Source organism: Rhizobium sp. SRI_017, from assembly GCF_057586295.1.
Genome location: NZ_JBYCZP010000002.1, coordinates 178,184 through 200,123, shown reverse-complemented (window position 1 = coordinate 200,123; position 21,940 = coordinate 178,184). Strand labels below are relative to the sequence as shown.

The 21,940-nt window shown below is 61.2% G+C and carries 19 protein-coding genes; 15 read left to right on the top strand and 4 right to left on the bottom strand.

All coding sequences use genetic code 11. The features are described 5' to 3' along the window. Window positions 1–25: 25 nt before the first annotated feature. From lgt to AC2YI2_RS05720, 7 genes are all read left to right on the top strand, one after another. On the top strand, window positions 26–841 hold the full coding sequence (gene lgt / locus AC2YI2_RS05750; RefSeq protein WP_487385858.1) for a prolipoprotein diacylglyceryl transferase: 816 nt from the start codon (window positions 26–28) through the stop codon (window positions 839–841). Then, on the top strand, window positions 838–1,935 hold the full coding sequence (locus tag AC2YI2_RS05745; RefSeq protein WP_487385483.1) for a class I SAM-dependent methyltransferase: 1,098 nt from the start codon (window positions 838–840) through the stop codon (window positions 1,933–1,935). Before lgt ends, AC2YI2_RS05745 begins: the two co-directional genes overlap by 4 nt. An 89-nt stretch (window positions 1,936–2,024) precedes the next feature. Next, window positions 2,025–2,819 (top strand): peptidoglycan editing factor PgeF, encoded by a 795-nt coding sequence (pgeF, locus tag AC2YI2_RS05740; protein WP_487385482.1) that lies wholly within the window; start codon window positions 2,025–2,027, stop codon window positions 2,817–2,819. Continuing rightward, window positions 2,820–3,971 carry a M24 family metallopeptidase gene (locus AC2YI2_RS05735; protein WP_487385481.1) on the top strand — a complete coding sequence of 384 codons (1,152 nt, stop codon included), beginning with the start codon at window positions 2,820–2,822 and terminating at the stop codon, window positions 3,969–3,971. A 116-nt stretch (window positions 3,972–4,087) separates the two neighbouring features. Then, window positions 4,088–4,843 (top strand): hypothetical protein, encoded by a 756-nt coding sequence (locus tag AC2YI2_RS05730; RefSeq protein WP_487385480.1) that lies wholly within the window; start codon window positions 4,088–4,090, stop codon window positions 4,841–4,843. 125 nt (window positions 4,844–4,968) lie between these two features. Further along, on the top strand, window positions 4,969–5,904 hold the full coding sequence (locus AC2YI2_RS05725) for a ribose-phosphate pyrophosphokinase (protein WP_487385479.1): 936 nt from the start codon (window positions 4,969–4,971) through the stop codon (window positions 5,902–5,904). Window positions 5,905–5,948: 44 nt separating this feature from the next. After that, window positions 5,949–6,812: a hypothetical protein gene (locus tag AC2YI2_RS05720; RefSeq protein WP_487385478.1), complete on the top strand. Its 864-nt coding sequence runs from the start codon at window positions 5,949–5,951 to the stop codon at window positions 6,810–6,812. A gap of 116 nt (window positions 6,813–6,928) precedes the next feature. Here AC2YI2_RS05720 and AC2YI2_RS05715 read toward each other — a convergent pair whose 3' ends face one another. From AC2YI2_RS05715 to AC2YI2_RS05705, 3 genes are all read right to left on the bottom strand, one after another. After that, window positions 6,929–7,891 carry a GAF domain-containing protein gene (locus AC2YI2_RS05715; RefSeq protein WP_487385477.1) on the bottom strand — a complete coding sequence of 321 codons (963 nt, stop codon included), beginning with the start codon at window positions 7,889–7,891 and terminating at the stop codon, window positions 6,929–6,931. 200 nt (window positions 7,892–8,091) lie between these two features. Beyond that, window positions 8,092–9,540, bottom strand: coding sequence for a hypothetical protein (locus AC2YI2_RS05710; RefSeq protein WP_487385476.1), 1,449 nt, complete (start codon window positions 9,538–9,540; stop codon window positions 8,092–8,094). Between the two features lie 126 nt (window positions 9,541–9,666). Then, window positions 9,667–11,121 carry a hypothetical protein gene (locus tag AC2YI2_RS05705; protein ID WP_487385475.1) on the bottom strand — a complete coding sequence of 485 codons (1,455 nt, stop codon included), beginning with the start codon at window positions 11,119–11,121 and terminating at the stop codon, window positions 9,667–9,669. A 281-nt stretch (window positions 11,122–11,402) separates the two neighbouring features. Here AC2YI2_RS05705 and AC2YI2_RS05700 point away from each other — a divergent pair, with 281 nt between their 5' ends. From AC2YI2_RS05700 to AC2YI2_RS05680, 5 genes are all read left to right on the top strand, one after another. Next, a complete protein-coding gene (locus tag AC2YI2_RS05700; protein ID WP_487385474.1) occupies window positions 11,403–12,023 on the top strand; it encodes a 50S ribosomal protein L25/general stress protein Ctc in 621 nt (206 codons plus the stop codon). A 185-nt stretch (window positions 12,024–12,208) separates the two neighbouring features. Then, window positions 12,209–14,602 carry a putative bifunctional diguanylate cyclase/phosphodiesterase gene (locus tag AC2YI2_RS05695; RefSeq protein ID WP_487385473.1) on the top strand — a complete coding sequence of 798 codons (2,394 nt, stop codon included), beginning with the start codon at window positions 12,209–12,211 and terminating at the stop codon, window positions 14,600–14,602. Window positions 14,603–14,623: 21 nt separating this feature from the next. After that, window positions 14,624–15,343: a substrate-binding periplasmic protein gene (locus tag AC2YI2_RS05690; RefSeq protein WP_487385472.1), complete on the top strand. Its 720-nt coding sequence runs from the start codon at window positions 14,624–14,626 to the stop codon at window positions 15,341–15,343. Window positions 15,344–15,422: 79 nt separating this feature from the next. Then, the gene (gene pth / locus AC2YI2_RS05685; RefSeq protein WP_487385471.1) at window positions 15,423–16,115 is read left to right on the top strand and encodes an aminoacyl-tRNA hydrolase; all 693 of its coding nucleotides are present in this window, start codon (window positions 15,423–15,425) and stop codon (window positions 16,113–16,115) included. Window positions 16,116–16,182: 67 nt separating this feature from the next. Further along, a complete protein-coding gene (locus AC2YI2_RS05680; RefSeq protein WP_487385470.1) occupies window positions 16,183–16,626 on the top strand; it encodes a GNAT family N-acetyltransferase in 444 nt (147 codons plus the stop codon). 2 nt (window positions 16,627–16,628) lie between these two features. On the opposite strand, the gene AC2YI2_RS05675 is transcribed toward AC2YI2_RS05680, so the two are convergent. Continuing rightward, window positions 16,629–17,045, bottom strand: coding sequence for a thiol-disulfide oxidoreductase DCC family protein (locus AC2YI2_RS05675; RefSeq protein ID WP_487385469.1), 417 nt, complete (start codon window positions 17,043–17,045; stop codon window positions 16,629–16,631). Between the two features lie 300 nt (window positions 17,046–17,345). Between AC2YI2_RS05675 and AC2YI2_RS05670 the strand changes: the two genes are divergently transcribed. The 3 genes from AC2YI2_RS05670 to AC2YI2_RS05660 all read left to right on the top strand — a co-directional run bounded on the left by AC2YI2_RS05670 (window position 17,346) and on the right by AC2YI2_RS05660 (window position 21,827). Continuing rightward, the gene (locus tag AC2YI2_RS05670) at window positions 17,346–18,551 is read left to right on the top strand and encodes an RNA ligase RtcB family protein (protein ID WP_487385468.1); all 1,206 of its coding nucleotides are present in this window, start codon (window positions 17,346–17,348) and stop codon (window positions 18,549–18,551) included. Then, complete coding sequence (gene prfH, locus AC2YI2_RS05665; RefSeq protein ID WP_487385467.1) at window positions 18,544–19,161, top strand: peptide chain release factor H; 618 nt, start codon at window positions 18,544–18,546, stop codon at window positions 19,159–19,161. The genes AC2YI2_RS05670 and prfH overlap by 8 nt, the downstream gene beginning before the upstream one ends. A gap of 323 nt (window positions 19,162–19,484) precedes the next feature. Further along, complete coding sequence (locus AC2YI2_RS05660; RefSeq protein ID WP_487385466.1) at window positions 19,485–21,827, top strand: methyl-accepting chemotaxis protein; 2,343 nt, start codon at window positions 19,485–19,487, stop codon at window positions 21,825–21,827. Window positions 21,828–21,940: the final 113 nt, after the last annotated feature.

Below are 21,940 nucleotides of genomic sequence, written 5' to 3'. Positions count from 1 at the left end.
ATCGATCGCCGAAACGCTCGCCACCATGCCCTTCCCCGACATCGATCCGATCGCGATATCGATCGGCCCGATCGATATCCGCTGGTATGGGCTGGGCTATGTCGTCAGCATCCTGCTCGGCTGGTGGTATGCGCGAAAAATCGCGAGCACGCCACGCCTCTGGGCCAATGATACGCCGGCCATGACGATCACCGATCTCGACGATTTCCTGCTTTGGGCCGCAGTCGGCATTGTCGTCGGCGGCCGCGTCGGCTTCATCCTGTTTTACGATTTGCCGCTCTATCTCGCCAATCCGTCTCTTATATTCGAGATCTGGAAAGGAGGCATGTCCTTCCATGGCGGGATCGCCGGCACCACTATCGCCATGATCCTCTTCGCCAGGAAGCGCGGTATCAGTGTCTGGTCGCTTTTCGACGTGGTCGCCACAGTCTGCGTGACCGGCCTCTTCCTCGTCCGCCTCGCCAATTTCATCAACGGCGAACTCTATGGTGGCCTCTCCGACCTGCCCTGGGCCGTGGTCTTTCCGGGACAGGAGCCCTTCGCCCGCCATCCGAGCCAGCTCTATGAGGCTGGGCTCGAAGGCCTGCTGACGGGCATTGTCCTGGCCATCATGGTCTTCCGCCTCAGCGCGCTCAAACGTCCCGGCCTCGTCGCCGGCACCTTCGTAAGCCTCTACGCGGTGAGCCGCATCGCCGTGGAATTCGTCCGACTGCCCGACGCCCAAGTCGGTTATCTCTTCGGCGGCTGGCTCACCATGGGCATGGTGCTTTCGCTGCCGATGTTGCTGCTCGGTCTCTGGGCGATCTGGCGCGCCAGCCGTGTTGTGACAAAGCCAGTATGACCACGCCGCTTGCCGAGAAAATCAAGGCGATCATTTCAGTGCATGGCCCGATCAGCGTGACGGATTATTTCGCACTCTGCCTTGCCGACCCTGAATATGGCTACTACAAGACCCGCGACCCCTTCGGTCGCGGCGGCGATTTCGTGACAGCCCCTGAGGTCAGCCAGCTCTTCGGTGAGATGGTTGGCATCTTCCTGGTTCATGCCTGGGAAAAGCACCTCAAGCCGCGCCGCAATGTCCGCATTGCCGAGATCGGGCCGGGTCGCGGCACCATGATGGCTGACATCCTGCGGGTGGTGCGGAAGCTTGAACCTGAGCTTTATGACATCGCCACGATCCACCTCGTCGAGACCAGTCCGACGCTCCGCGACGTGCAGCGGAAGACGCTTGATGCTCATTCCGGCAAGGTTGCCTGGCACGACGGTTTCGACGAAATTCCGCCCGGCTTCCTGCTGCTTGCCGCCAATGAATTCTTCGACGCAGTGCCCATCCGCCAGTTCGTGAAGACACAAAACGGGTTCCGGGAACGGTTGGTCGGTATCGGCGATAAGGACGAACTGACCTTCGTCGCCGGCGCTGGCGGCGTCGAACCGGATCTGCTCCCCTCGGGCCACCAGGCCGCACCGGCAGGCACGGTCGCCGAAATTGCCCCGGCCCGCGCCGCGATCATGCAGTTCCTGTCCGACCGACTTTTCAACGGCGGCGGCACCGCACTCCTTATCGACTACGGCCATCTCGAAGCAGGCTTTGGCGACACGCTGCAGGCCGTCTTCAAACACGCATTTGACCCGCCGCTGGCCCATCCCGGCGAGGCGGACTTGACCAGCCATGTCGACTTCTCGGTCCTTGCCGACGTCGCTCGGTCGCGGTCCATATCGGTCAATGGCGTGATGACCCAGAGCCAATTCCTGTTGAAGCTCGGCCTGATCGAACGCGCCGGCATGCTCGGTCGAGGCAAATCGCAATCCGGCCAGGAGGCGATCCGCGCAGCCGTCGAACGCCTTGCGGGCAATGGCCCCAACCAGATGGGCGACCTCTTCAAGGTCATGGCTGTATCGAGCCCCGCGGTCGCGCTCACGCCCTTCGGCGGCTGAGTTGACACCCAGCCACCCCTTCTGCAACATCCCGCCGCAATGACCGCTTCGCCTCACAGCCTGCGACAGACTTCGAAAGGCCGATCATCATGACCTCAGTCCAGCGGCCCTCCCCACTGCAAAGTCCTTTCCTCAGCGAACGCGCTGGCTCAGGTATCGCACATGGATTCTTCACCCGCGAAGGCGGCGTCTCGGAAGGTCTCTATGCGGGCCTCAATGTCGGGCTTGGCTCGCATGACGAACCGGAACGGATCCACGAAAACCGTACACGCGTCGCAGGCTGGTTCGGCGCGGATCTCGATCATCTCGTGACAATCTACCAGGTCCACTCGCCCCACGTCGTCGTCGTCGATGGCCCGGTGTCCGGCGATAGGCCGAAGGCTGACGGACAGGTTACCGCCGCGCCCGGCATCGTCCTCGGCGTGCTGACGGCCGATTGCGGGCCGGTGCTGTTCGCTGACGCGGAGGCAGGCGTTATCGGTGCGGCCCATGCGGGCTGGAAGGGCGCCTTCGACGGCGTACTCGAAAACACGATCGCCGCGATGGAGTCTCTTGGCGCACACCGGGAAAACATTGTCGCAAGCCTTGGGCCGTCGATCTCGCAGCGGAACTATGAAGTCGGGCCAGAGTTCTACGATCGCTTCGTGGCGCGGAACCCGGATTGGGCGAGCTTCTTCGCGCCATCGGACAATGAGGAACACTATTTGTTCGACCTGCCTGCTCTAACTGTAAGCCGCCTTGCGGCCGCCGGCGTGAAGGCGGAGAATCTCGACATCTGCACCTATGCCGACGAGGACCGTTTCTTCTCCTATCGGCGCACCACACATCGCAAAGAGCCGGATTACGGCCGACAGATTTCCGCAATCATGCTCAGGGAGGGCTGAATGGCGCTGCATTTTTCCAAGGACGAATTTGCCTCCCGGCTGGAGCTGGTCAAGGCACGGATGAAGGAGGAGAAGCTCGATGCCCTCCTCGTCTTCGCACAGGAAAGCATGTACTGGCTGACGGGCTACGACACGTTCGGCTACTGCTTCTTCCAGTGCCTGGTGGTCAAGGCCGACGGCCAGATGGTCCTGCTGACCCGCTCGGCCGACCTCCGCCAGGCGCGCCATACGTCGATCATCGAAGACATCAGAGTCTGGGTCGACCGCACCAATGCCGACCCGGCGCAGGACCTCAAGAACCTGCTCATGGACCTCGACTTGCTCGGCGCCAAGATCGGCGTCGAATATGACACCCACGGCCTGACCGGTCTCAATGCGCGTCGGCTCGACAATCAACTGACGTCGTTCGGTACCTCCGTCGACGCCTCCTACATTGTCTCCAAGCTGCGGCTGGTGAAGAGCCCCACCGAGATCGCCTATGCGGAAAAGGCCGCGGCGCTGTCGGACGATGCGCTCGACGCCGCGTTGAAGCTCATCAAGCCCGGCGCCAACGAGGCCGACATCCTCGCCGCCATGCAGGGCGCGATCTTCGCCGGAGGCGGCGACTATCCGGCCAACGAGTTCATCCTCGGCTCCGGCGCCGATGCACTTCTCTGCCGCTACAAGGCCGGCCGCCGCAATCTCGACGCGACCGACCAGCTGACGCTCGAATGGGCCGGCGTCTTCGCCCATTACCATGCGCCGATGATGCGTACGATCGTGATCGGCAAACCGACAGACCGGCAGAAGGAACTGTTTGCCGCCTGTCGCGACGCCATCGAGGCAATCGAGGGCGATCTCGTGACCGGCAACACCTTCGGCACGGTCTTCGATACTCATGCCCGGATCATGGACGAGCGCGGCCTTGCCAAGCATCGGCTCAACGCCTGTGGCTACTCCGTCGGTGCGCGCTTCTCACCCTCCTGGATGGAGCACCAAATGTTCCATGCCGGCAACCCGGAACCGATCCTGCCGGGCATGACGCTCTTTGTGCACATGATCATCATGGATTCGGAATCCGGCACGGCCATGACGCTCGGCCGCACCTATCTCGTGACGGATGGTCCGGTGCGCAATTTGTCGCGCCATAGTCTGGACCTGATTTCAGTGTGATGTGCCCCCTGCAGCAGAAACAGGCCCGGCCATCCTGGGCCGGGACGATTGACTCGCACAAGGCTTCGCTCTCATAGTCCCGTGCCGAAGAGATGACCTCATCGGGGAGTCAGTCCATGTCCGGCAGGACGATCCAAGCGATCATCGCCGCGCTCACCTTGCTGCTTGCGGGCTGCAACACCGATGGCTTGACACCACAGGCAGAGATCCCAGGCACCCAAAAGACCGCCGATGCCACGCCGACGGATCAGCAGCCGGCGCAGATCGACGAAATCCCGCAGCAGACAACCGACAGAAAGCCTCTCATCGATTCGGAAAACACCGAGCCGGTCGCCGTCCAGGAGCGCCAGCCGCAGAATACCCTTGAGGCCCAGGCCAAGGCGATCGAACAGGGTCAGGACAATCCCTCGGTCACCAAGGCGAAGGATCCCGGAAATCTCGGCGCCAACCTCTACAAGTCCGACGCGAAGACGCAGCAAGTGACAAGCCTCTATACGGCGAATACCACCAAGGGCACGATCCGCTTCCTGCCGATTATCGGCGCGCCCGTACAGTCCGTGACTCCGCTTTCCAAGGAGCTTGGTGCCTCGGCCCGCGGCAATGGGCTGACGATCAAGAGCTCGAACGACCAGACGGCTGAACATGTGCTCAAGGGTTATCTCTCCGCCTTCAGCGACAGCGGCAAGGTAACCGTCGTCTATGTCTGGGACGTGCTCGACAATTCCGGCGCCCGCCTGCATCGCATTCAGGGCCAGGAGAGCGTGAGAGGCGATGGTGCCGACGCCTGGTCGGCCGTGCCGCCGGAGGTGATGAAGGAGATCGGCATCGCCACGATCGCTGAATATATGAAGTGGCGCCAATCGCAGGGCTGAGACGGCCGATCACGTCCCGGCTAACCATGCGGTGGAATGTACACGGAAAAACCCGGCCAAGCACTTGCAATCATGTGAAAGCACGATAAGAAGCCGCCATCCGGCATGAAAACAGGCGGGCGATCATGAAGGTATTTTCTGGTAATTCCAATCGGCAGTTGGCCGAGGCCATCTGCGCCTACCTCAAGGTAGCGCTTGGAAAAGCCAGCGTTCGCCGTTTTGCCGACCAGGAAATTTTCGTTGAAATCCAGGAGAATGTGCGCGGCGAGGATATCTTCCTCATCCAGTCGACGTCCTACCCTGCCAACGACAACCTGATGGAATTGCTGATCATGATCGACGCCATGCGCCGGTCGTCGGCACGCCGCATCACCGCCGTCCTGCCCTATTTCGGCTATGCCCGCCAGGATCGGCGCGCATCGGGCCGCACGCCGATTTCGGCGAAGCTCGTGGCCAACCTCATCACCGAAGCCGGCGCCGATCGCGTGCTGACGCTTGATCTCCATGCCGGTCAGATTCAGGGTTTCTTCGACATCCCGACCGACAATCTGTTCGCTGTGCCGATCCTGACGCGTGACATCAAGTCGACTTACGACCTCAACAACGTCGTCGTGGTCTCGCCCGACGTCGGCGGCGTGGTGCGCGCGCGTGCTTTGGCAAAGCGTCTCGACGACCGCAACCTCGCCATTGTCGACAAACGCCGCGAGCGCGCCGGGGAGTCGGAAGTCATGAACATCGTCGGCGATGTCGAAGGCAGAGACTGTCTGTTGATCGACGACATCGTCGACTCCGGCGGCACGCTGTGCAACGCCGCCGATGCCTTGCTCGCCCAGGGCGCGAAAAGCGTGACCGCTTATATCACGCATGGCGTCCTCTCGGGCGGCGCTTGCGATCGCGTCGCGTCATCCAAGCTTCGCGAATTGGTGATAACGGATTCGATACAGCCGCCCACAAGGGTGCTCTCCGCGCACAACATCCGCGTCATCAGTACGGCGCCGCTGATCGGTGAAGCGATCAACCGCACCAGCCTTGAAGAGTCCGTTTCGAGCCTGTTTGATTGACACATGAACCATAGAGCCGCCACACTTACAAAAGGGAGGCGGCCATGGCGCTGAGTCAGTCAGAAATCATGCAGCATTCCGACCTGTTTCGCGTCGTCAAGCTGCAGTCGGCCAGCATGCTGTCGATGCGGGAGGACGACCCGCGCCTTAGCGCCGCCTTCGCAACGCAGCAGCGTTGGCTGATGTCCCATACCGGGCTCGCTCTCTATCTTCGTGGGTTGAATGCGGGCCACAGAAGCGGTCTGCACATCACCAAGTTTCTCGACGCCGTGGTCGCGGCCGATATCGCCAGCCGCAACACTGCTGACGCCTACATCAAGGAAATGATCTACTACAAATATGTCCAGTTGCTCCCCTCGCCGGCCGACCGGCGCATAAGGCCACTTGCGCCGGCACCGCATGCATTGGCGACCGTCGATGGCTGGGTTCGCGCGCATCTCTACACGCTCGATCGCCTCGCAGGCGGCAACCGGCTAAACACCTATGAAAACGCGCCCAATGCGCTCCAACTGATGCAGCCGCTGATTTCGGACGGTCTCATCGCAGCCCACGCGGTGCGCAATCCGGAGAAGACATTCTCGCTGTTCACCTGGCTCGACAATGGCGGAACGGTCATGGACTGGCTGATGGCCAGCATGGAAGATGCACCAATAGAGGCGGAGCGTGTCGCCGTCGGCCCGATATCGACGGTGGAAATGGCGCAACACCTGACGCTCAGCCGAACCCACCTCGCGCGCAAACTGCGCGAAGCTGAAAACCTCGGCTCGCTCGGCTGGGAAGGGCGCCGCGGTCATTCGATCATGTGGGTTTCGCGCGGCTTCCGCGAGGAATATGCGTCAGCCCAGGCGATCAAGCTCTCCATCATCGACCACGCCTTCGAAGCGATGCTCGGCCCGGCGAGCCCGTAAGTCATCCGGAACCCAATGGGCAAGTCTCCCGTTACAGTCGGGCGGCGTCCGGGAAAATGCCCTGCTTGTCGTTCGGGAGCCCCATCCTGACGACTACCGGGCGTCCGCACCTTCCATCAGGCGTGCAAGCCGAGCCGGTTGATTTTGCGATGTAGCGTGGCCCGGCTTATGCAGAGCATCTGCGCAGTCTGCGAGACATTGTTGTTGTTGCGCGACAACGCCCGCCGAAGCGCGGCGCGCTCGGCTTCCAGAAGATCCTTTCCGTCTACGTCGAGATGCTCGTTCAGCAGGTCCGCCGCCGGCATCCCGCTGTCGATCATGTGATCGTCGAGCTTCAGAGCGAGCCGCGCCGCCCTTGTGGCGCCCAACACCATGTCGTCGCGGTCGACAGCAAGCAGCGCCGAACCGGCATGCGAAGTCGACGGAACAAGCACAATGCGGGCATCGCGATAGGCGCGCCGGAATAGGTTGACTTCGATGCGGCCGGCCGAGTCGCGGACGGCCTGGGCAAGCACGGGCATTATCATCTCGGTCGCGTCCCGACGCGCGGTCGAGATATCGATTGCGGCAACGATCCGGCCCTTGTGATCGCGCACCGGTGCCGAAGTGCAGGAAAGCCCGATATTGGCGGAAAGGAAATGCTGGTCGCGAAAGACGGTGACCATGCGACCCTCGGCAAGGGCGGTGCCGATGCCGTTGGTGCCGACACTTGCCTCGCTCCAGAGAGCGCCCATCCAGAGCCCGAGGTCGCGGAACTCCTTGTCCTCCGACTGCACGCCGCGGCGGTCGAGCACAACGCCATCGCTGTCGGTCATGACGAGACAGCATCCCGCCTTGCCAACCATGGCGAACAGCCATTCGAGCTCGGAGGTCGCTTCTTCCAGCACCGCGTGCGAGCGGCCTAATCTTTCCTGGAACTCCGCTTCGGTCAATTGCACGGGAAGCCGCGCCACATCCGGCGCAAGCCCGTGCTTGGTCAGACAGCGGCGCCAGGAGGCCGCAATCGGCGAGGACGCCGGACCTGATTTTTCATTCGCGAGCGTATAGACTCGATCCGCATGCTCGTTCTGCTCAAGCATCTGCTCCTCCCAAAGCGTCATCTCGGCACTTCAGGTCGCCACCTTAGCACGCAGTCCTAGCAATGACAGCGATCATTTGGTCGTAGGCAGCAACCTCGGCTTCAGCCCATATTAGGCGTCGATTCCCCCGCTGCGAGAGCCCGCCGAGAGGATTCAGCTTGGATCGGGCATGGAGTGGCGCAATATTGCGACAGCACCGGCTAATTCATGGGTAGCGTTTGGCCGTTGATGGTGACCTTGCCATCATCGTCAAACCTGACGTCCCACACCATCGTTCCATCTGGACGGGACTTACCGAAGCCCTTCATCATCATCGCCATGAATGCGAACCGCCCAAAGATCGGCGCGCTAGCGGCGTTGTCCTGGAGATATTTGACGGTTCCGTCGAGATCCCGAGCCGTAACAGTGAATTGTGCCGTCGCCCTCTCCCGCTCGCCCCGGATGAGTTGCGCCTGACCAGACAGTGTCACATCATAGAAGCGCGACCGCGCGAAACTGTCCGTTATGTCGATTGTAATCGTCCCATTGGGTAAAAGGATCTTCGAATAGTGATCACGGGGCAGTAGTGCATTCTCATTCTTTGTCCGCAGTTGCCCCAGGTCCTTCCAGAGGGCGCCCATATCGAAACCCGATGCTTTGACATTCAGCGCCGCTTCCTTGGGCAGGATTGCCTCGATGCCAGTCGGCCAGATTCCGGGGTCAATACCGAGATTGGTAATGTGTGCGCCCATGACCAGCGCGCCGCGCGCCCCCAATTCCTCCCAGCGAGAATGGTACTCGAGCCTCTCGAGATTGAAGCCCTTTCCTCCTTCCGATGTGGCGAGGTCTGTCGCAACCACCGTTCCACCGATCTCATCGATCACCGGCGCGTGCTTAGCGAACAGCGCCTTCAGTTCTTCCCGCTGCATATCGGATAGCGCCGCGAAATCCTGGCCCGGCGCCTTCACCTGCCAAAAGCTGAGCATGGCCGCCAGGCCGGCGAGATCAAGCTTCTCAAGCGTGTAGCTCCCGTCGATCCGGGCGGCAGAAATCTTGACCTCGGGCTGTGGGAAAGTGCCATGCGTCGCAGAGACGTCCTTCATAGAGAAGGTCGCATCAACGTTGCCGTGGCCGTCGGGAAGATCCTTTACGCTCGATGACAGGTTGGCATCCTTGATGCCGACCTTGAGCGTGTCCCGAGCGTCCCGCAGCTTCGCCACGCCGTTGGTAAAGCCGATATCGGCCTGGCGCGGCAATATGATGGCGGGGTCGAACACGCCCTTGATCACGCCGGAGTCGGTCACCACCGAAAGATTTGCAGACCTGTCAGCCGCCAGATATTCGGTGGTCAGTTTGAATGGACTGGAGGAATTGTAGTCCCATATGCCGTCCGGTCGGGCAATGAGCTCGAAGGCTCTCGGCGGCGCTTCCTTGATTGTCATAGGCGCGACCGCGTCCTCGATCAGCTTGGCCATATCGAAGATCACACGATAGACCTCGCCATCTGGGTTTACCCGCAGCAGGCCCGGCTTGAAGAGCACACGAGGGCCGTATGTCTTCATCGCTTTCTCGATCTTCTTTGCGCCCGCCTCGCTGGGCGTTTCCGCCCATGCGGAAGCGGGTTGCAGAAGCGTTGTGGCGATCAGGAATGCCTTGATGGTCCGGTGCATAGAATCCCCTCCGTTGGCGATACGCAGCTCAAATCCAGCCCTGCATTTGCGCACAAGTTGTGGCGGTGGCCAAAAAGCAGAACGCCGGGCGGCTGGCCCGGCGTTCGCTCTTCTAGCCTGAATTTATCAGATCTTCATTTCCTGGCCGTTTATCGTGACCTTGCCGGTCTCGTCGAGCTTGACGGCCCACACTGTGGTGCCGTCGGCGTCGGCTTTTCCGAAGCCCTTCATCATCAGCACCATGAACGAAGCCTGGCCGAATTCCGGCACCTTCTGGGCATTGTCCTGCAGATACTTGATGGTCTTGTCGAGGTCCTTCGCCTTGATGACGACGTCAACGATCGGCTTGTCGCTGTCATTCGGATTGACCTGCATCTGGCCGGCGAGAGAAAGGTCATACACCGCCGACTTCGCGTAGACGTCGGTGAAGTCGATATGCATCTTGCCATCAGGCAACACGATCTTGCCGAGCTCGTCGGACTGTGCCGGTGTCAGCGGCTCCGGCTTGGTGAAATCGGCATGTTCGAGCATGTAGTTCACCACGCCCTCGAGATTGAGATTCGAGATGGCGACAGCAAAATTGGCGGAGTCCGGAACCGCGCCCTCCGTGCCTGGCGGCAGGAGATGCGCTGGAATGACCGGCTTGGTCACGCCCATGTTGAACCGCGCGCTCGCATCCTTCTTGAGGCCGGTGAAGCCCAGGCCATAGGTGAAGCTCTCGAATGATACATCCATGCCCTCGGCGGCGACCTTGACGCCCTTGAATACGAGCTGCTCGTCGAACTTGTCGGTCAGCGGCATGTTGGCGCGGATCAGGGTCTTGAGTTTGTCGGCCTGCGCCTGATCGAGCTGCTTGGCTTCGGCCTTAACCAGATCAAGGCCGAAGACGAGGAGATCACGGAGAGCGTTGACACCGAGCCGCTTGAACTCGATCGAACCGGTCATGGAGTCGGCCGAGATATTGAAGACGCTGCCGGCCTTCTCGGTCACGGTCTCGCGCAGGTTCGACATCGACATTGTGCCGGAGAGATCGACAATACCCTCGGCGATCTTCTCGCCCTTCATGTCGGCGCCCATCTGGTCGATGGTCATCGCGATGTTGGCATCGCCGCCCATGCTGTTGAAGGCGAGCCTGTCGACCGAGTATTTGCCTGTCGTGAAATAGGTAATCGAAGGATCGAACATGCCGTCAAAGACAATGCTGTCGATCTTGTAGGTAAAATCCTGCTTCTTGCCCTCGGCGGTGAAGCTGCCATTGACGTCGAAGTGATCGTTCACCTCGACCTTCCACATGCCGTCATCCTGCGGTGTGAGGTAGTGCACGAAAGGCTTGAGGCCGTTGATGGTGAACATCTCCGGCTTGATATCCTTGAGGAAAGGCTGCAGGTCGACCGACAGTTCATAGCGGTTCGCGCCTGGCGTCACCTTGAGAAAGCCGCTGTCGGCAATGTCCTTCGGCAGGTAGTAGGTGAGCTTTTCCTTGATCTGGTCGGCGCCGGCCTGGTCGATCTGGGCGGCATGCGCATGGATGGGAAGAATGATCGCGAGCGATGCGACGGTCGAAAGAAGCGTCTTGCGCATGTTTGTCCTCCGGTGCCTGTGGGGCTTTTGATTTGTCGGGCGGGAGATTGCCCGCTGGTGTCGGGCCCGTCAATGCCGCAATGAGGCTGACGGACTCCTCGGAAACGGCTGAGACCACCGAGAAATTCGCGAGCCCTTCGCTCTTGCAAACACGGACCTTCTGGTCTATGAGCCCGCATCCGCCCAGACACCCTTGGAGGCACGGCGGAGGCTTGCCTATGGCAAGTCGGTGACGAGGTCCACGGGCCGCGCCACTCTCCGTAACACTGAAAGGAATAGCCATGAGCCACGCTACTTACGAGCTCAAGGCCGAGCTGCGCGAACGGGTTGGTAAGGGGTCCTCCCGCGAACTTCGCCGCAACGGCCTGATTCCTGCCGTCATCTATGGTGACAAGCAGGAACCCATCTCCATCGCACTTCCCAACAAGGAAGTGACCCTCAAGATCCATGCCGGCGGTTTCATGACCACGGTTGCGACCATCGATGTGGACGGCAAGAAGATCTCTGTCCTGCCGAAGGACTACCAGCTCGACCCGGTGCGCGATTTCACCATGCATGTCGACTTCCTCCGCCTCGGCAAGGACACCGAAGTCAATGTCGAAGTGCCGGTTCACTTCATCAACGAGGCCAAGTCTCCCGGCCTCAAGGTCGGCGGCGTCCTGAACATCGTTCGTCACGAAGTCGAACTGCACTGCCCGGCTGACAGCATTCCGGAATTCCTCACCGTCGATCTCTCCGGCCTCAAGATCGGCGACAGCGTCCACATCTCGCACATCAAGCTGCCTGAGGGCGTTCGTCCCGTCATCGGTGACCGCGACTTCACCGTCGCCACCATCGTTACGCCTGCTGGCGGCACGACCGGCGATGAAGAAGCTGCTGGCGACGAAGCCGCCAAGGCCTGATAGTCAGAGGCAATATGCCGAAATTGACGCCGCTCGGCCCCGCCGGGCGGCGTTTGTTTTGCGAGAAGATCGGGATTTAGCAACATCTTAACAATCCATCGTCTAATGTAGCCCTCAATCCTTCGGGGAGACACGGTTTGCCAGCCGGCGCGTACCGGGTCTGTGTAGAGCGAGACGTCACATAGATGTTGGCCCATTCTGTCGAAAGGCGGTTTATCGCCATCATCCTGGCCGTTCTGGTCCTGCTGGTCGCTCCGCTCTTCCTGCTATTCTTCCATCTCGCCAATGAGCGCTACCGTCAGGACGCGATGGATCGCGGCCGGATCATGCTCGAAGCCAATGCTAAGGCGCTCGGCAAGCCGCTCTGGGATCTCGACAGCGAGAGCGTGCGCCAGATCACGCACGCAATCGCGGTCGGCCGATCTGTGACGAGCGTCCATGTGCATGATACGGCAGGAATAATCGAAGTGCGGATGCCCGACAATGGGCGCGAGGCAGTCGAAAAGGGCAGCACCCGCGTCTCGGCCGAGATCACCTACAATTCCGTCGATGGTCTGCAGAGGGTCGGCGTAATCGAGATGGATATCTCGCCGGGCTCGATGTTCGTCGACGACCGCCGCAGTGATTTCGCCTTCATCGCGATCTTTGTCGTGGCGGTACTTGCGATTTTTGTCGCGGCCATCATCGGAAACCGCCAACTGGTCATGCGCCCGCTGCTGAAATTGACCGCGGCCATCGAAGCAACGCGGCGCCTCGGCTCGCGCCATCATGTCGATTGGTATTCCGAAGACGAAATGGGCATGCTCGCCTCCAACTTCAACGAGATGCAGGAGCATCTCGCACGCGAGGAGGACCGGCTGAAACAGGCGCATGCGCGCGTCAGCCGGATCTACAACCGCACACCGGCAATGCTCTACTCCGTCGACAGCAAGGACCGCATCATCGCGGCGAGCGACTACTTTCTGCTCTATACCGGCTATGATCGAGATCAGGTCATCGGCAGGCACTTCGCCGATCTGGTCGAGCCCGAATTCCGGACGCTCTACGCCGAGCGCAGCCGTTCCGTCCAGAGTGGCCCTGGCAATCAGGCAATTACGCTCAAGTTCCGCTGCGCCGACGATCGGCTGATCGACATTCTCGTCCGCGAGACGTTCATGGAGCCGATGCTGAGCCAGACTGCCTCAGCACTTTCGGTCATGACGGATGTGACCGAACTCAAGGCCGCCGAAAATCGCAACCACATCCAGGCGATCACCGATCACCTCACCGGCCTCCTCAATCGCCAAGGCTTCGAGACCGCAATTGAAGAAGCGATTGCGGCGGCTGACCGCGAGAAATCCGAGCTCGCCTGCCTCTTCATCGATCTCGACCGATTCAAGTGGATCAACGACAATCTCGGCCATGCCGCAGGTGACGATATCCTCCGGCATGCCGTGTCCGTCATCCGCGAAGAAATCGGCCCGGCCGACATTGTCTCGCGACTTGGTGGCGATGAATTCGCCATCCTGCTCAACGGCAAACCTGCGGTGGACACCGCGATGGAAACCGCCGATCGCATCAGCCACGCCATCGAGCGCAAGGTGGAAATCGCGGGCAGCGTGGTGCAGCTCAGCGCTTCGATCGGCGTAGCACTCTATCCGCAACATGCGCCCAACGCCTCGGAACTCTTGCAAAAGTCCGACCTTGCCATGTATGCCCGCAAGAAAGCCGGCAAGAATGGCACGCGGCTGTTCGATCCGGCCCTTGCCAACGAGGCCCGCGACCGCGCCTTCATGGAAAAGAACATCGAGGCCGGCCTACGCGAAGACTGGTTCGACGCCTTCCTCCAGCCGATCCATAGCCTCAAGACGGGCCGCATCGCGGGTTTCGAAGCGCTGATGCGCCTCGTCCATCCGATCGAGGGCATCATCGCACCGGGCGGCATCATCAAGATCGCAGAGGAAACCGGCTCTATCGTCCGCATCGGCGAGCGCATCTTTGAAAAGGCGGTCAGCCGGCTCAAGAGCTTCTCTCACATTCCCGAACTTGCTGATGTCTATGTTTCGGTCAATATCTCGCCGCTGCAATTCGAGCCGGCGCTGCTCGATCGCATGGCCGCTACTCTGCTGAAATGGGGCATTCATCCGTCCCGAATCGTCGTGGAGATCACCGAGGCGGTCCTGATGCACAATGACCCGGTCATCCACCAGGTGCTGGAGGCGATGACATCGGCCGGCTTCCGCATCGCACTCGACGATTTTGGCACTGGCTACTCGTCGCTCAGCTACCTCAACCGCTTCCAGGTCGACATCGTGAAGATCGACCAGTCTTTCGTACGATCGATGACTGGCGACGATGAGACCGCCAGCCGCAAGAGCCGCATGCTGGTCGAAGGCATCAACACGATCTCCCACCAGATGGGCTGCGTCGTCGTTGCCGAGGGTGTCGAGACCGAGGAGCAGCGCGACAAGTTGCGGGCAATCGGCGTCGATGCCGGTCAGGGCTATCTCTTCAGCCGGCCGGTTCCGGCAACCGAGATCGTCGCGCGCTTCGCAGATATGGCGGCAGAAGGAAAGTCCAGACGCGTCGCCAACGCCTGACCTACACCGTCGGAGGAAATAATGAGAAGCCTGATTGCAAGCATTTTCGCCCTACTCGCGACCACCGCCTTCGCCGATCCGCTGAAGCTGGTCACGGAAGAATATCCACCCTACTCCTTCCGCGATGGCGCTATTCTCAAGGGCACCTCCATCGACCAGGTCAACCTCCTGATGAAGGATGCGGGCCTCGATCACACCGTCGAGATCATGCCCTGGGCGCGTGCGCTGGCCCTTGCGGAAAGGCAACCGGACCATTGTGTCTTCACCGCCGCGCACAATGCCGAGCGCGACCCGAACTTCAAATGGGTCGAGCCTCTGCTCGCCGGCCGCACCTTGCTGATTCGCAAGTCCGGCGCATCCGTCAATCCGCAAAATCTCGATGAAGCCCGGCAGTTCCTCGTCGGCGCGACACGCAACGACTTCACCGCCGACATCCTGAAGGCGAAGGACTTCAAACGCGTCGATCTCGCCACCGATTTCAACCTGACGCTCAAGAAGCTGACGGTCGGCCGCATCGACCTGATGCCGATCGCGGAGGATTACTATGTCAAGCTTCGCCGCGACGGCGCCGAGATCGAGAAGGTCCTGGTGCTCTCTGAACAGATCTATTCCATAGCCTGCAACAAGGCAGTTCCGGATGAGCAGATCACGAAGATGCAGAAATCGCTCGATAAGCTGATTGCCGATGGCTCGCAGGCCGCACTCTTCAAGAAATACGGCCTCGACGTCGAATCCCAGTGACGGGCCTGGCGCCTCTCGGTTGACAGAACCGGAAATCTGGACTTTGAAGGGCGCCACAACTTTGAAGGCGCCCATTTCCGTGTTCATCATCGCAGGTCTCGGCAATCCAGGTCGGCAATATCAGGACAACCGGCACAATATCGGCTTCATGGCCGTGGATGCGATCGCGCGCGCTCATTCCTTCGGTCCCTGGTCGAAGAAGTTCCGGTCCGAGATTTCGGAAGGCTCCATTGGCACCGAGAAGGTCCTGTTGATGAAGCCGCAGACTTTCATGAACCTCTCGGGCGAAGCAGTCGGCGAGGCGATGCGCTTCTATAAGCTGACACCATCAGACATCGTCGTCCTGCACGACGAACTCGACCTTCCCGCCGGCAAGGTCCGCGTGAAGATCGGCGGCGGCCATGGCGGGCATAACGGGCTCAAGTCGATGGACGCCAATTGCGGCCGCGACTACAAGCGCGTCCGCCTAGGTATCGGCCATCCCGGCGACAAGGAGCGCGTCCACGGCCATGTGCTGGGAGACTTCCACAAGGTCGACCAGGAATGGCTCGCGCCCTTGCTCGACGACATTGGCCGTTATGCCGATTTGATGCTGACAGGCGACGGCAGCCAGTTCATGAACAAGCTAACCGGACAAACCCCTGCCCCCAAGGCGGAAAAGCCGGCACCGAAGGCGCAGTCGCATATCCATCAAGCGCGTGGCCACAAGCCTGCGCTGGAGCCCTCCGGCCCGATGGCGGCGATGCTCAGGAAGCTGATGGGCAAGGAATAGGCGCCTACGACAGCGTCATCCAACTGTCACAGGTCAACAATATCAGACGGCACTCCTGGAGAGCTTCATGACACCGTCCATCCGCCCCGTCGGACCGTATGATCTCGACGCCTTGCTGAAGCTCTACGTCCATCTCGATCCGGCCGATACGCATCTGCCGGAAAACCTCGCAAAGGCGCGCTTTCGCGAAATGCTGGAGCACCCCGGCCTGACAGTGTTCGGAGTCTTCGCCGATGATCGCCTCGTCGCCTCCTGCGTGCTGCATGTCCTGCCCAATCTCACCCGCGGCGGCGCATCCTACGCATTGATCGAGAATGTCGTCGCCGATGCGAGCGAACGGCGCCAGGGTCATGCCGGGCGCGTCGTCCGCGCCGCCACCGATGCCGCCTTCGCCGCAGGTTGCTACAAGATCATGCTGCTCACCGGGCGCACCGATTCCGGCGTGCATCGGTTCTATGAAAGCTGCGGCTTCAAGCAGTCCAAGACCGGTTTCGAGATGCGGATGGCTTGAGGTCAGACCTCGATGATCCTTGCCCTGATCTCCGGCCCTGGCAGGTCACAGGCTTCGGGCCGACCAAACCAAGCGATGCGATTGCGGGCAATCAGCTTGTAGAAAGCGTCGCGGAACGGCTTCGGCACCGCCCTCAATGCTTTGGTCCACCCATAGCCCGGCAGACGGCTTGCGATGGCGATTGCCGCATCCGAATAGAGATGCGCCCTGCCGTCGATGATCACGGCGTTGGTTGCCGGATTGTCAGGATCGATCCCCAGGCGAACCGCCATGGCGCGGCCATATGCCGAGCCGATCGCGGTGAAACGAAATATCGCGTCGGGGTCATGCCGCACGACCCATTTGACCCAGCGTGAGCACAGTAGGCAGTCCCCATCATAGAGGATCACGCCGTCATCATGCAGGGCTTCGGGTCGCATGTTCATAGAGCGAAGATAGGAAATTCCAGCGTCGCCCGCAATGCGATCCGTTGCCCATCGGCAACAATCAGGCCGCGTATTCATGGCGATCGAATAAGCAGGATTTCCAATTCGTAAGAGTTGGCGTATGTCACACACCTGATTTTCGAACACAGGAGCGGTCAATGAACATTGTCATTTCCCACCGCCCTTCGGGGCTTAACGCTTGATCCAGCGCATGCGCGCTTGATCGACGTTCTCTCTCGCTGATCCCTGGCCAACACCGGGATCGGAAGCTTACCCAATTCGGAAATCCATATCATGGGCAATCCATCCGGGGACAAGATCCCCCATGACGCGACTGCGCGCGGCTGCGCCATTTCGCGTTTCTACTCTTCGACGACCTGGATCGAGGGCGAGGCTATCCGCCAGCTCGACGAGGTCGCCGCGCGTCCGGGCATGGTAGAGCTTGCAGCCTTCCCCGACCTCCATCCAGGCAAATACGGGCCGGTGGGCATGGTCGCATTGGCTGACAGGCTCTATCCGCAGTTCGTCGGCAACGACATCGGCTGCGGCATGTCGCTCTTCGAGCTCGACCTTCCCCTCCGGAAGTTCAAGCTCGAAAGGGCGGCCGACCATCTCCGCAAGCTGGAGGATGTCGACCTCGACGACCCCGCCGAGCGTCTTGAAGCGCTCGGCATGGCTGGCGATTATTTCGCAGGCGCGCTCGGCACGATCGGCGGCGGCAACCACTTCTGCGAAGTGCAGGCAGTGGATGACGCCGGCGAAACGAGCCCGCTGGACCGGCAACGGCTGCATCTCCTGGTGCATTCCGGTTCCCGGTCGCTCGGCGCCAGCATCTTCGCCGACGTGATCGCGGCCAATGGGGCGATGCACGAGGGCCTGGAAATCGGCACCGAGGCGGCCGTCGACTATCTGCTTGACCACAACTCCGCGGTGGCCTGGGCCAGCCTGAACCGGCAGATCATCGCCGAACGGGCGGCCTATGTGTTGCGGGCTGACGTGCGGCTGGTGGCCGATGTGCCGCACAATCTCGTGCGGCTCACCGAGCGCGGCGTCGCGCACTACAAGGGCGCGGCCCATGTCGAGACGGGGATGCTCGCGCCGGTCGCCGGGTCGCGCGCGACACTCAGCCATGTCGTCCGGGCGCTTGACGGCGTCGAACGCTCGCTCGATGGCATCTCGCACGGCGCTGGTCGCAAATACGACCGCAACGCCATGCATGGCCGGGCGGGCAGCACCAAGTCGGAGCGTGAGGCGCTTGCCGGCAACCAATGGGGTGGCGTCGCGATCTGCGACGATCGCAACCTGCTCGTCGAGGAAGCCGCCAGTGCCTACAAGGATGCCGGCAAGGTGGTTGCGGACCTCGCTGGCTTCGGCCTCGTCGAGCCCGTCACCACCATGCGTCCGCTCGTGACCTACAAGTCCGTGCAGACGGATATCAGGGAACGAGAGCGCGGCAAGTCGCGCGACCGCGCGACGATCCGGAGGATGAGCCATGGCTGATCGCTCGCTCTTCCTCACCTCGGGCAACGGTCCTGCGGAATGCCGGGCTGCGCTCGCAGCACTGATCGGCATCATGGAGAAGGAGGCCGGTGCCCAGGCACTGGCCTTCGAATGCACGCCCGGCCACATGCCGGACGGTCATGGGCCGAAGTCGGCGATCGTTACTGTCACTGGCAGGGAGGCCGATGCGTTCGCAGACGGTTTCCTCGGCTCGGTCCAGTTCATCTTCAAGAGCCGGATACGTCCGGGCCATAAGCGGCAAAACTGGTTCGTCGGGGTGAAGCCGCTAGACCTTTCTGCCTTTGACACGGATGTCCCGGATATTCGGCCGGAAGACTTGCGCTTCGAGACCTTGCGCGCCGGTGGTCCAGGCGGCCAGCACCAAAACACAACTGACAGCGCGGTGCGAGCGACCCATGTCCCGAGCGGCATCACGGTCACCTGCCGCGACGAACGCTCACAACATCGCAACAAGGCCTTAGCGGTCAAGCGCATCGCCGCGATGCTGAGAATTCTTGCAGATCGGCGGGAGGAGGATGCGAAATCCTCGCTCTTCATGGCAAGCAAGGAACTCGAACGCGGCAATGCCGTGAAGGCCTTCAGGCTGTAACATGTGCGAGCGGATGACGAGCAGTGCCGTTACAGCTCCACGCTCCGCCGCAGCGGAGCGTGGACACAAGAAAAAGACCTCAAAAAACATCAGGAACATACTGATTCAATAGAATCTTCTCAAATTTTGGTTGCCGTTAATCCTGTCTAAACCAAGCTGAGGGAACTTTCCCCCAGTGGACGGGCAATGATGCGCCCGTGGTCGGGCAGGGGCCCGGCAGCCGAGGCCTGTTGTCACGACGACAGGCCGGGTTCCAGGTGGATTTGGGCCCTGGCGAAGCGTTTGGCGACACGGTGCCCAACTTTGGCGATTATGGGGCACTTATGAATCCTTCTCTTAGAACGATACTGGTTGGCATGTTTCTTGTTCTTGCTGTCGGCGTATGTGCGCTGACCGGATCGGCAGCTTACAAAGCCTACAATGCCGACGCGGTATTTGCAGGTGTCTCAAAGCTGACGCGCATTGACCGGTCGCTGTTCCGGACGCTCGCAAGCTTTCGCAATGAACGCGGCGGTGGCTCTTCTGCCTCCAAGCTTGAGATCGGAAAGCTCGACGTCACGCTCACGCGGCTGAAAAATGACCGCAGCCTGGTGGACAGCAACATGGCCGATGCGAAGGCCGTCTACGCGGAGATGGATGAGCCGGCGCTCAAGGCCGAGATCGACAAGATCATGAGCGTCTATGACGAGGTCGTCGCCTTCCGCGCCACGCTCGACAGCGAAATCGCAAAGAAGCTCGCCGACCGCGACCCTGGTCTTCAGGCTACGACCCTTGACTTGGGCCAGAAGTTCCTGACCGCACTCGAAGAGGGATCGGCAGCCATCGAAGGCAAGATCCGTTCGATGGATCCCGAGATGACCGCTATGATCCAGGTTCGCTCGCTCGCCTGGTATGCCCGCGCAAAGGCAGGTGTGGCCAACCTTCAGATCGTCAATACGCTGGCCTCGGGCGAAGCCATGACGAAGGATGAACTGAATGGAATTCTGACGAACGATTTCACCGCCAACTTCATCTGGTCGCAGGTCGGGAGCCTGGTCAATCACCCCTCGACGCCCCAGAATGTGAAGGACGCCTACAAGGTTGCAGATGGCGACTATTTCAACGGCGACTTCAAGGCCAAGCGCGGCGCCCTCCTGGAGAAATTCACGGCCGGCGAGAAACAGCCCATGGCGCTCGACGACTGGCGTTCCCACAGCACTGCCGCGCTCCTGACCATTGCCAACACCGCCGGTGCAGCCGCGGACGGCATGGTCGATGACGCTGATGCGAGCAAGGCGTCTTCCCTCGCTGGCCTGATCACCTATGCTCTGCTGTTCATCGGCGCGGCACTGTTGAGCGTCGCCGGCATCTGCACCATCGTCTTCCGCGTGACCAGACCAATCGCCAAGCTGACCCACTCCATGGCGGCGCTGGCCGAGGGTGATCTCTCCGTCGCCATCGATGGCGTCACCCGCCACGACGAGATCGGTGACATGGCGCGCTCCGTCCAGGTCTTCCAGCAGGCCGCGATCCGCAACAAAGCGCTCGAGGCTGAAGCAACCGAGACGCGCCTGTCGTCGGAACGCGAACGCGTGGAAGTCCAACAGCGCGCCGAAGCAGAGGCCGAAGCACGCCTTCAGCAGGCCACCGGCTCGCTCGCCGCAAGCCTCAAGCGGCTGGCCTCCGGCGATCTGATCTGCGAAATCGAAACCCCACTTGCCGAGCAGTTCGAATCGCTGCGCCAGGATTTCAACGCTTCCGTGGCTCAGCTCCGTACGGCCATGACGGGCGTCGGCCAGGCCGCATCGCTGGTCAAGAGCGGCAGCCACGAAATCTCGCAGGCGTCCGACAGCCTTTCCAAGCGCACTGAACAGCAGGCGGCCTCACTCGAGGAGACTGCCGCCGCGCTCGAGGAGGTCACGGTAAATGTCAAGTCGACGTCGAAGCGCGCCGGAGATGCCCGCGACCTCGTCCGAGGCGCCCGCAGCCGTGCTCAGGACTCGAGCCAGGTTGTCAGCAACGCCGTCACGGCCATGGGTCGCATCGAGCATTCGTCGAAACAGATCAGCCAGATCATCGGCGTCATTGACGAAATCGCCTTCCAGACCAACCTGCTGGCGCTGAATGCCGGCGTCGAGGCCGCCCGCGCCGGTGAGGCCGGCAAGGGCTTCGCCGTCGTCGCCCAGGAAGTGCGCGAACTCGCCCAGCGCTCTGCGAATGCCGCCAAGGAAATCAAGGCCCTGATCGGCAATTCGGAAGTGGCAGTCAGCGAGGGCGTGAAGCTGGTCAGTGATACCGGTGAAGGACTCTCGGCAATCGCCGAACTCGTGCAGCAGATCAACCAGCACATGGACGCCATCGCGACGGCAGCCCAGGAGCAGTCCATGGGACTTTCCGAGATCAACAGCGCGGTCAATCATATGGACCAGGCGACCCAGCAGAATGCGGCTATGGTCGAGGAGATGAACGCGGCGGGCGCCGGGCTCGCCGAGGAGAGCAGCCGCCTTGGCGAACTCCTCAGCACCTTCCGCCTCGACGATGGTGGCCGCGCGAGTGCAGCCAGGCCTGCCGCCCGTCCAAGCGCCGCGCCGCCGCGTGCGGTGACCTCGGCCCCGCCGCGCGCCATTCCCGCGACACAGGGCAATGCGGCGCTCAAGCAACTCCAGCAGGAGTGGTCGGAATTCTGATCGTTCCGACACGATCCGCAACGAGATAGCGCGGCCCTCTGCGCCCACGAAGCCGCCCCGGACCAACCGTCCGGGGCGGCTTTGCGTTGTAGATATGGTCACAGCATGCAGTG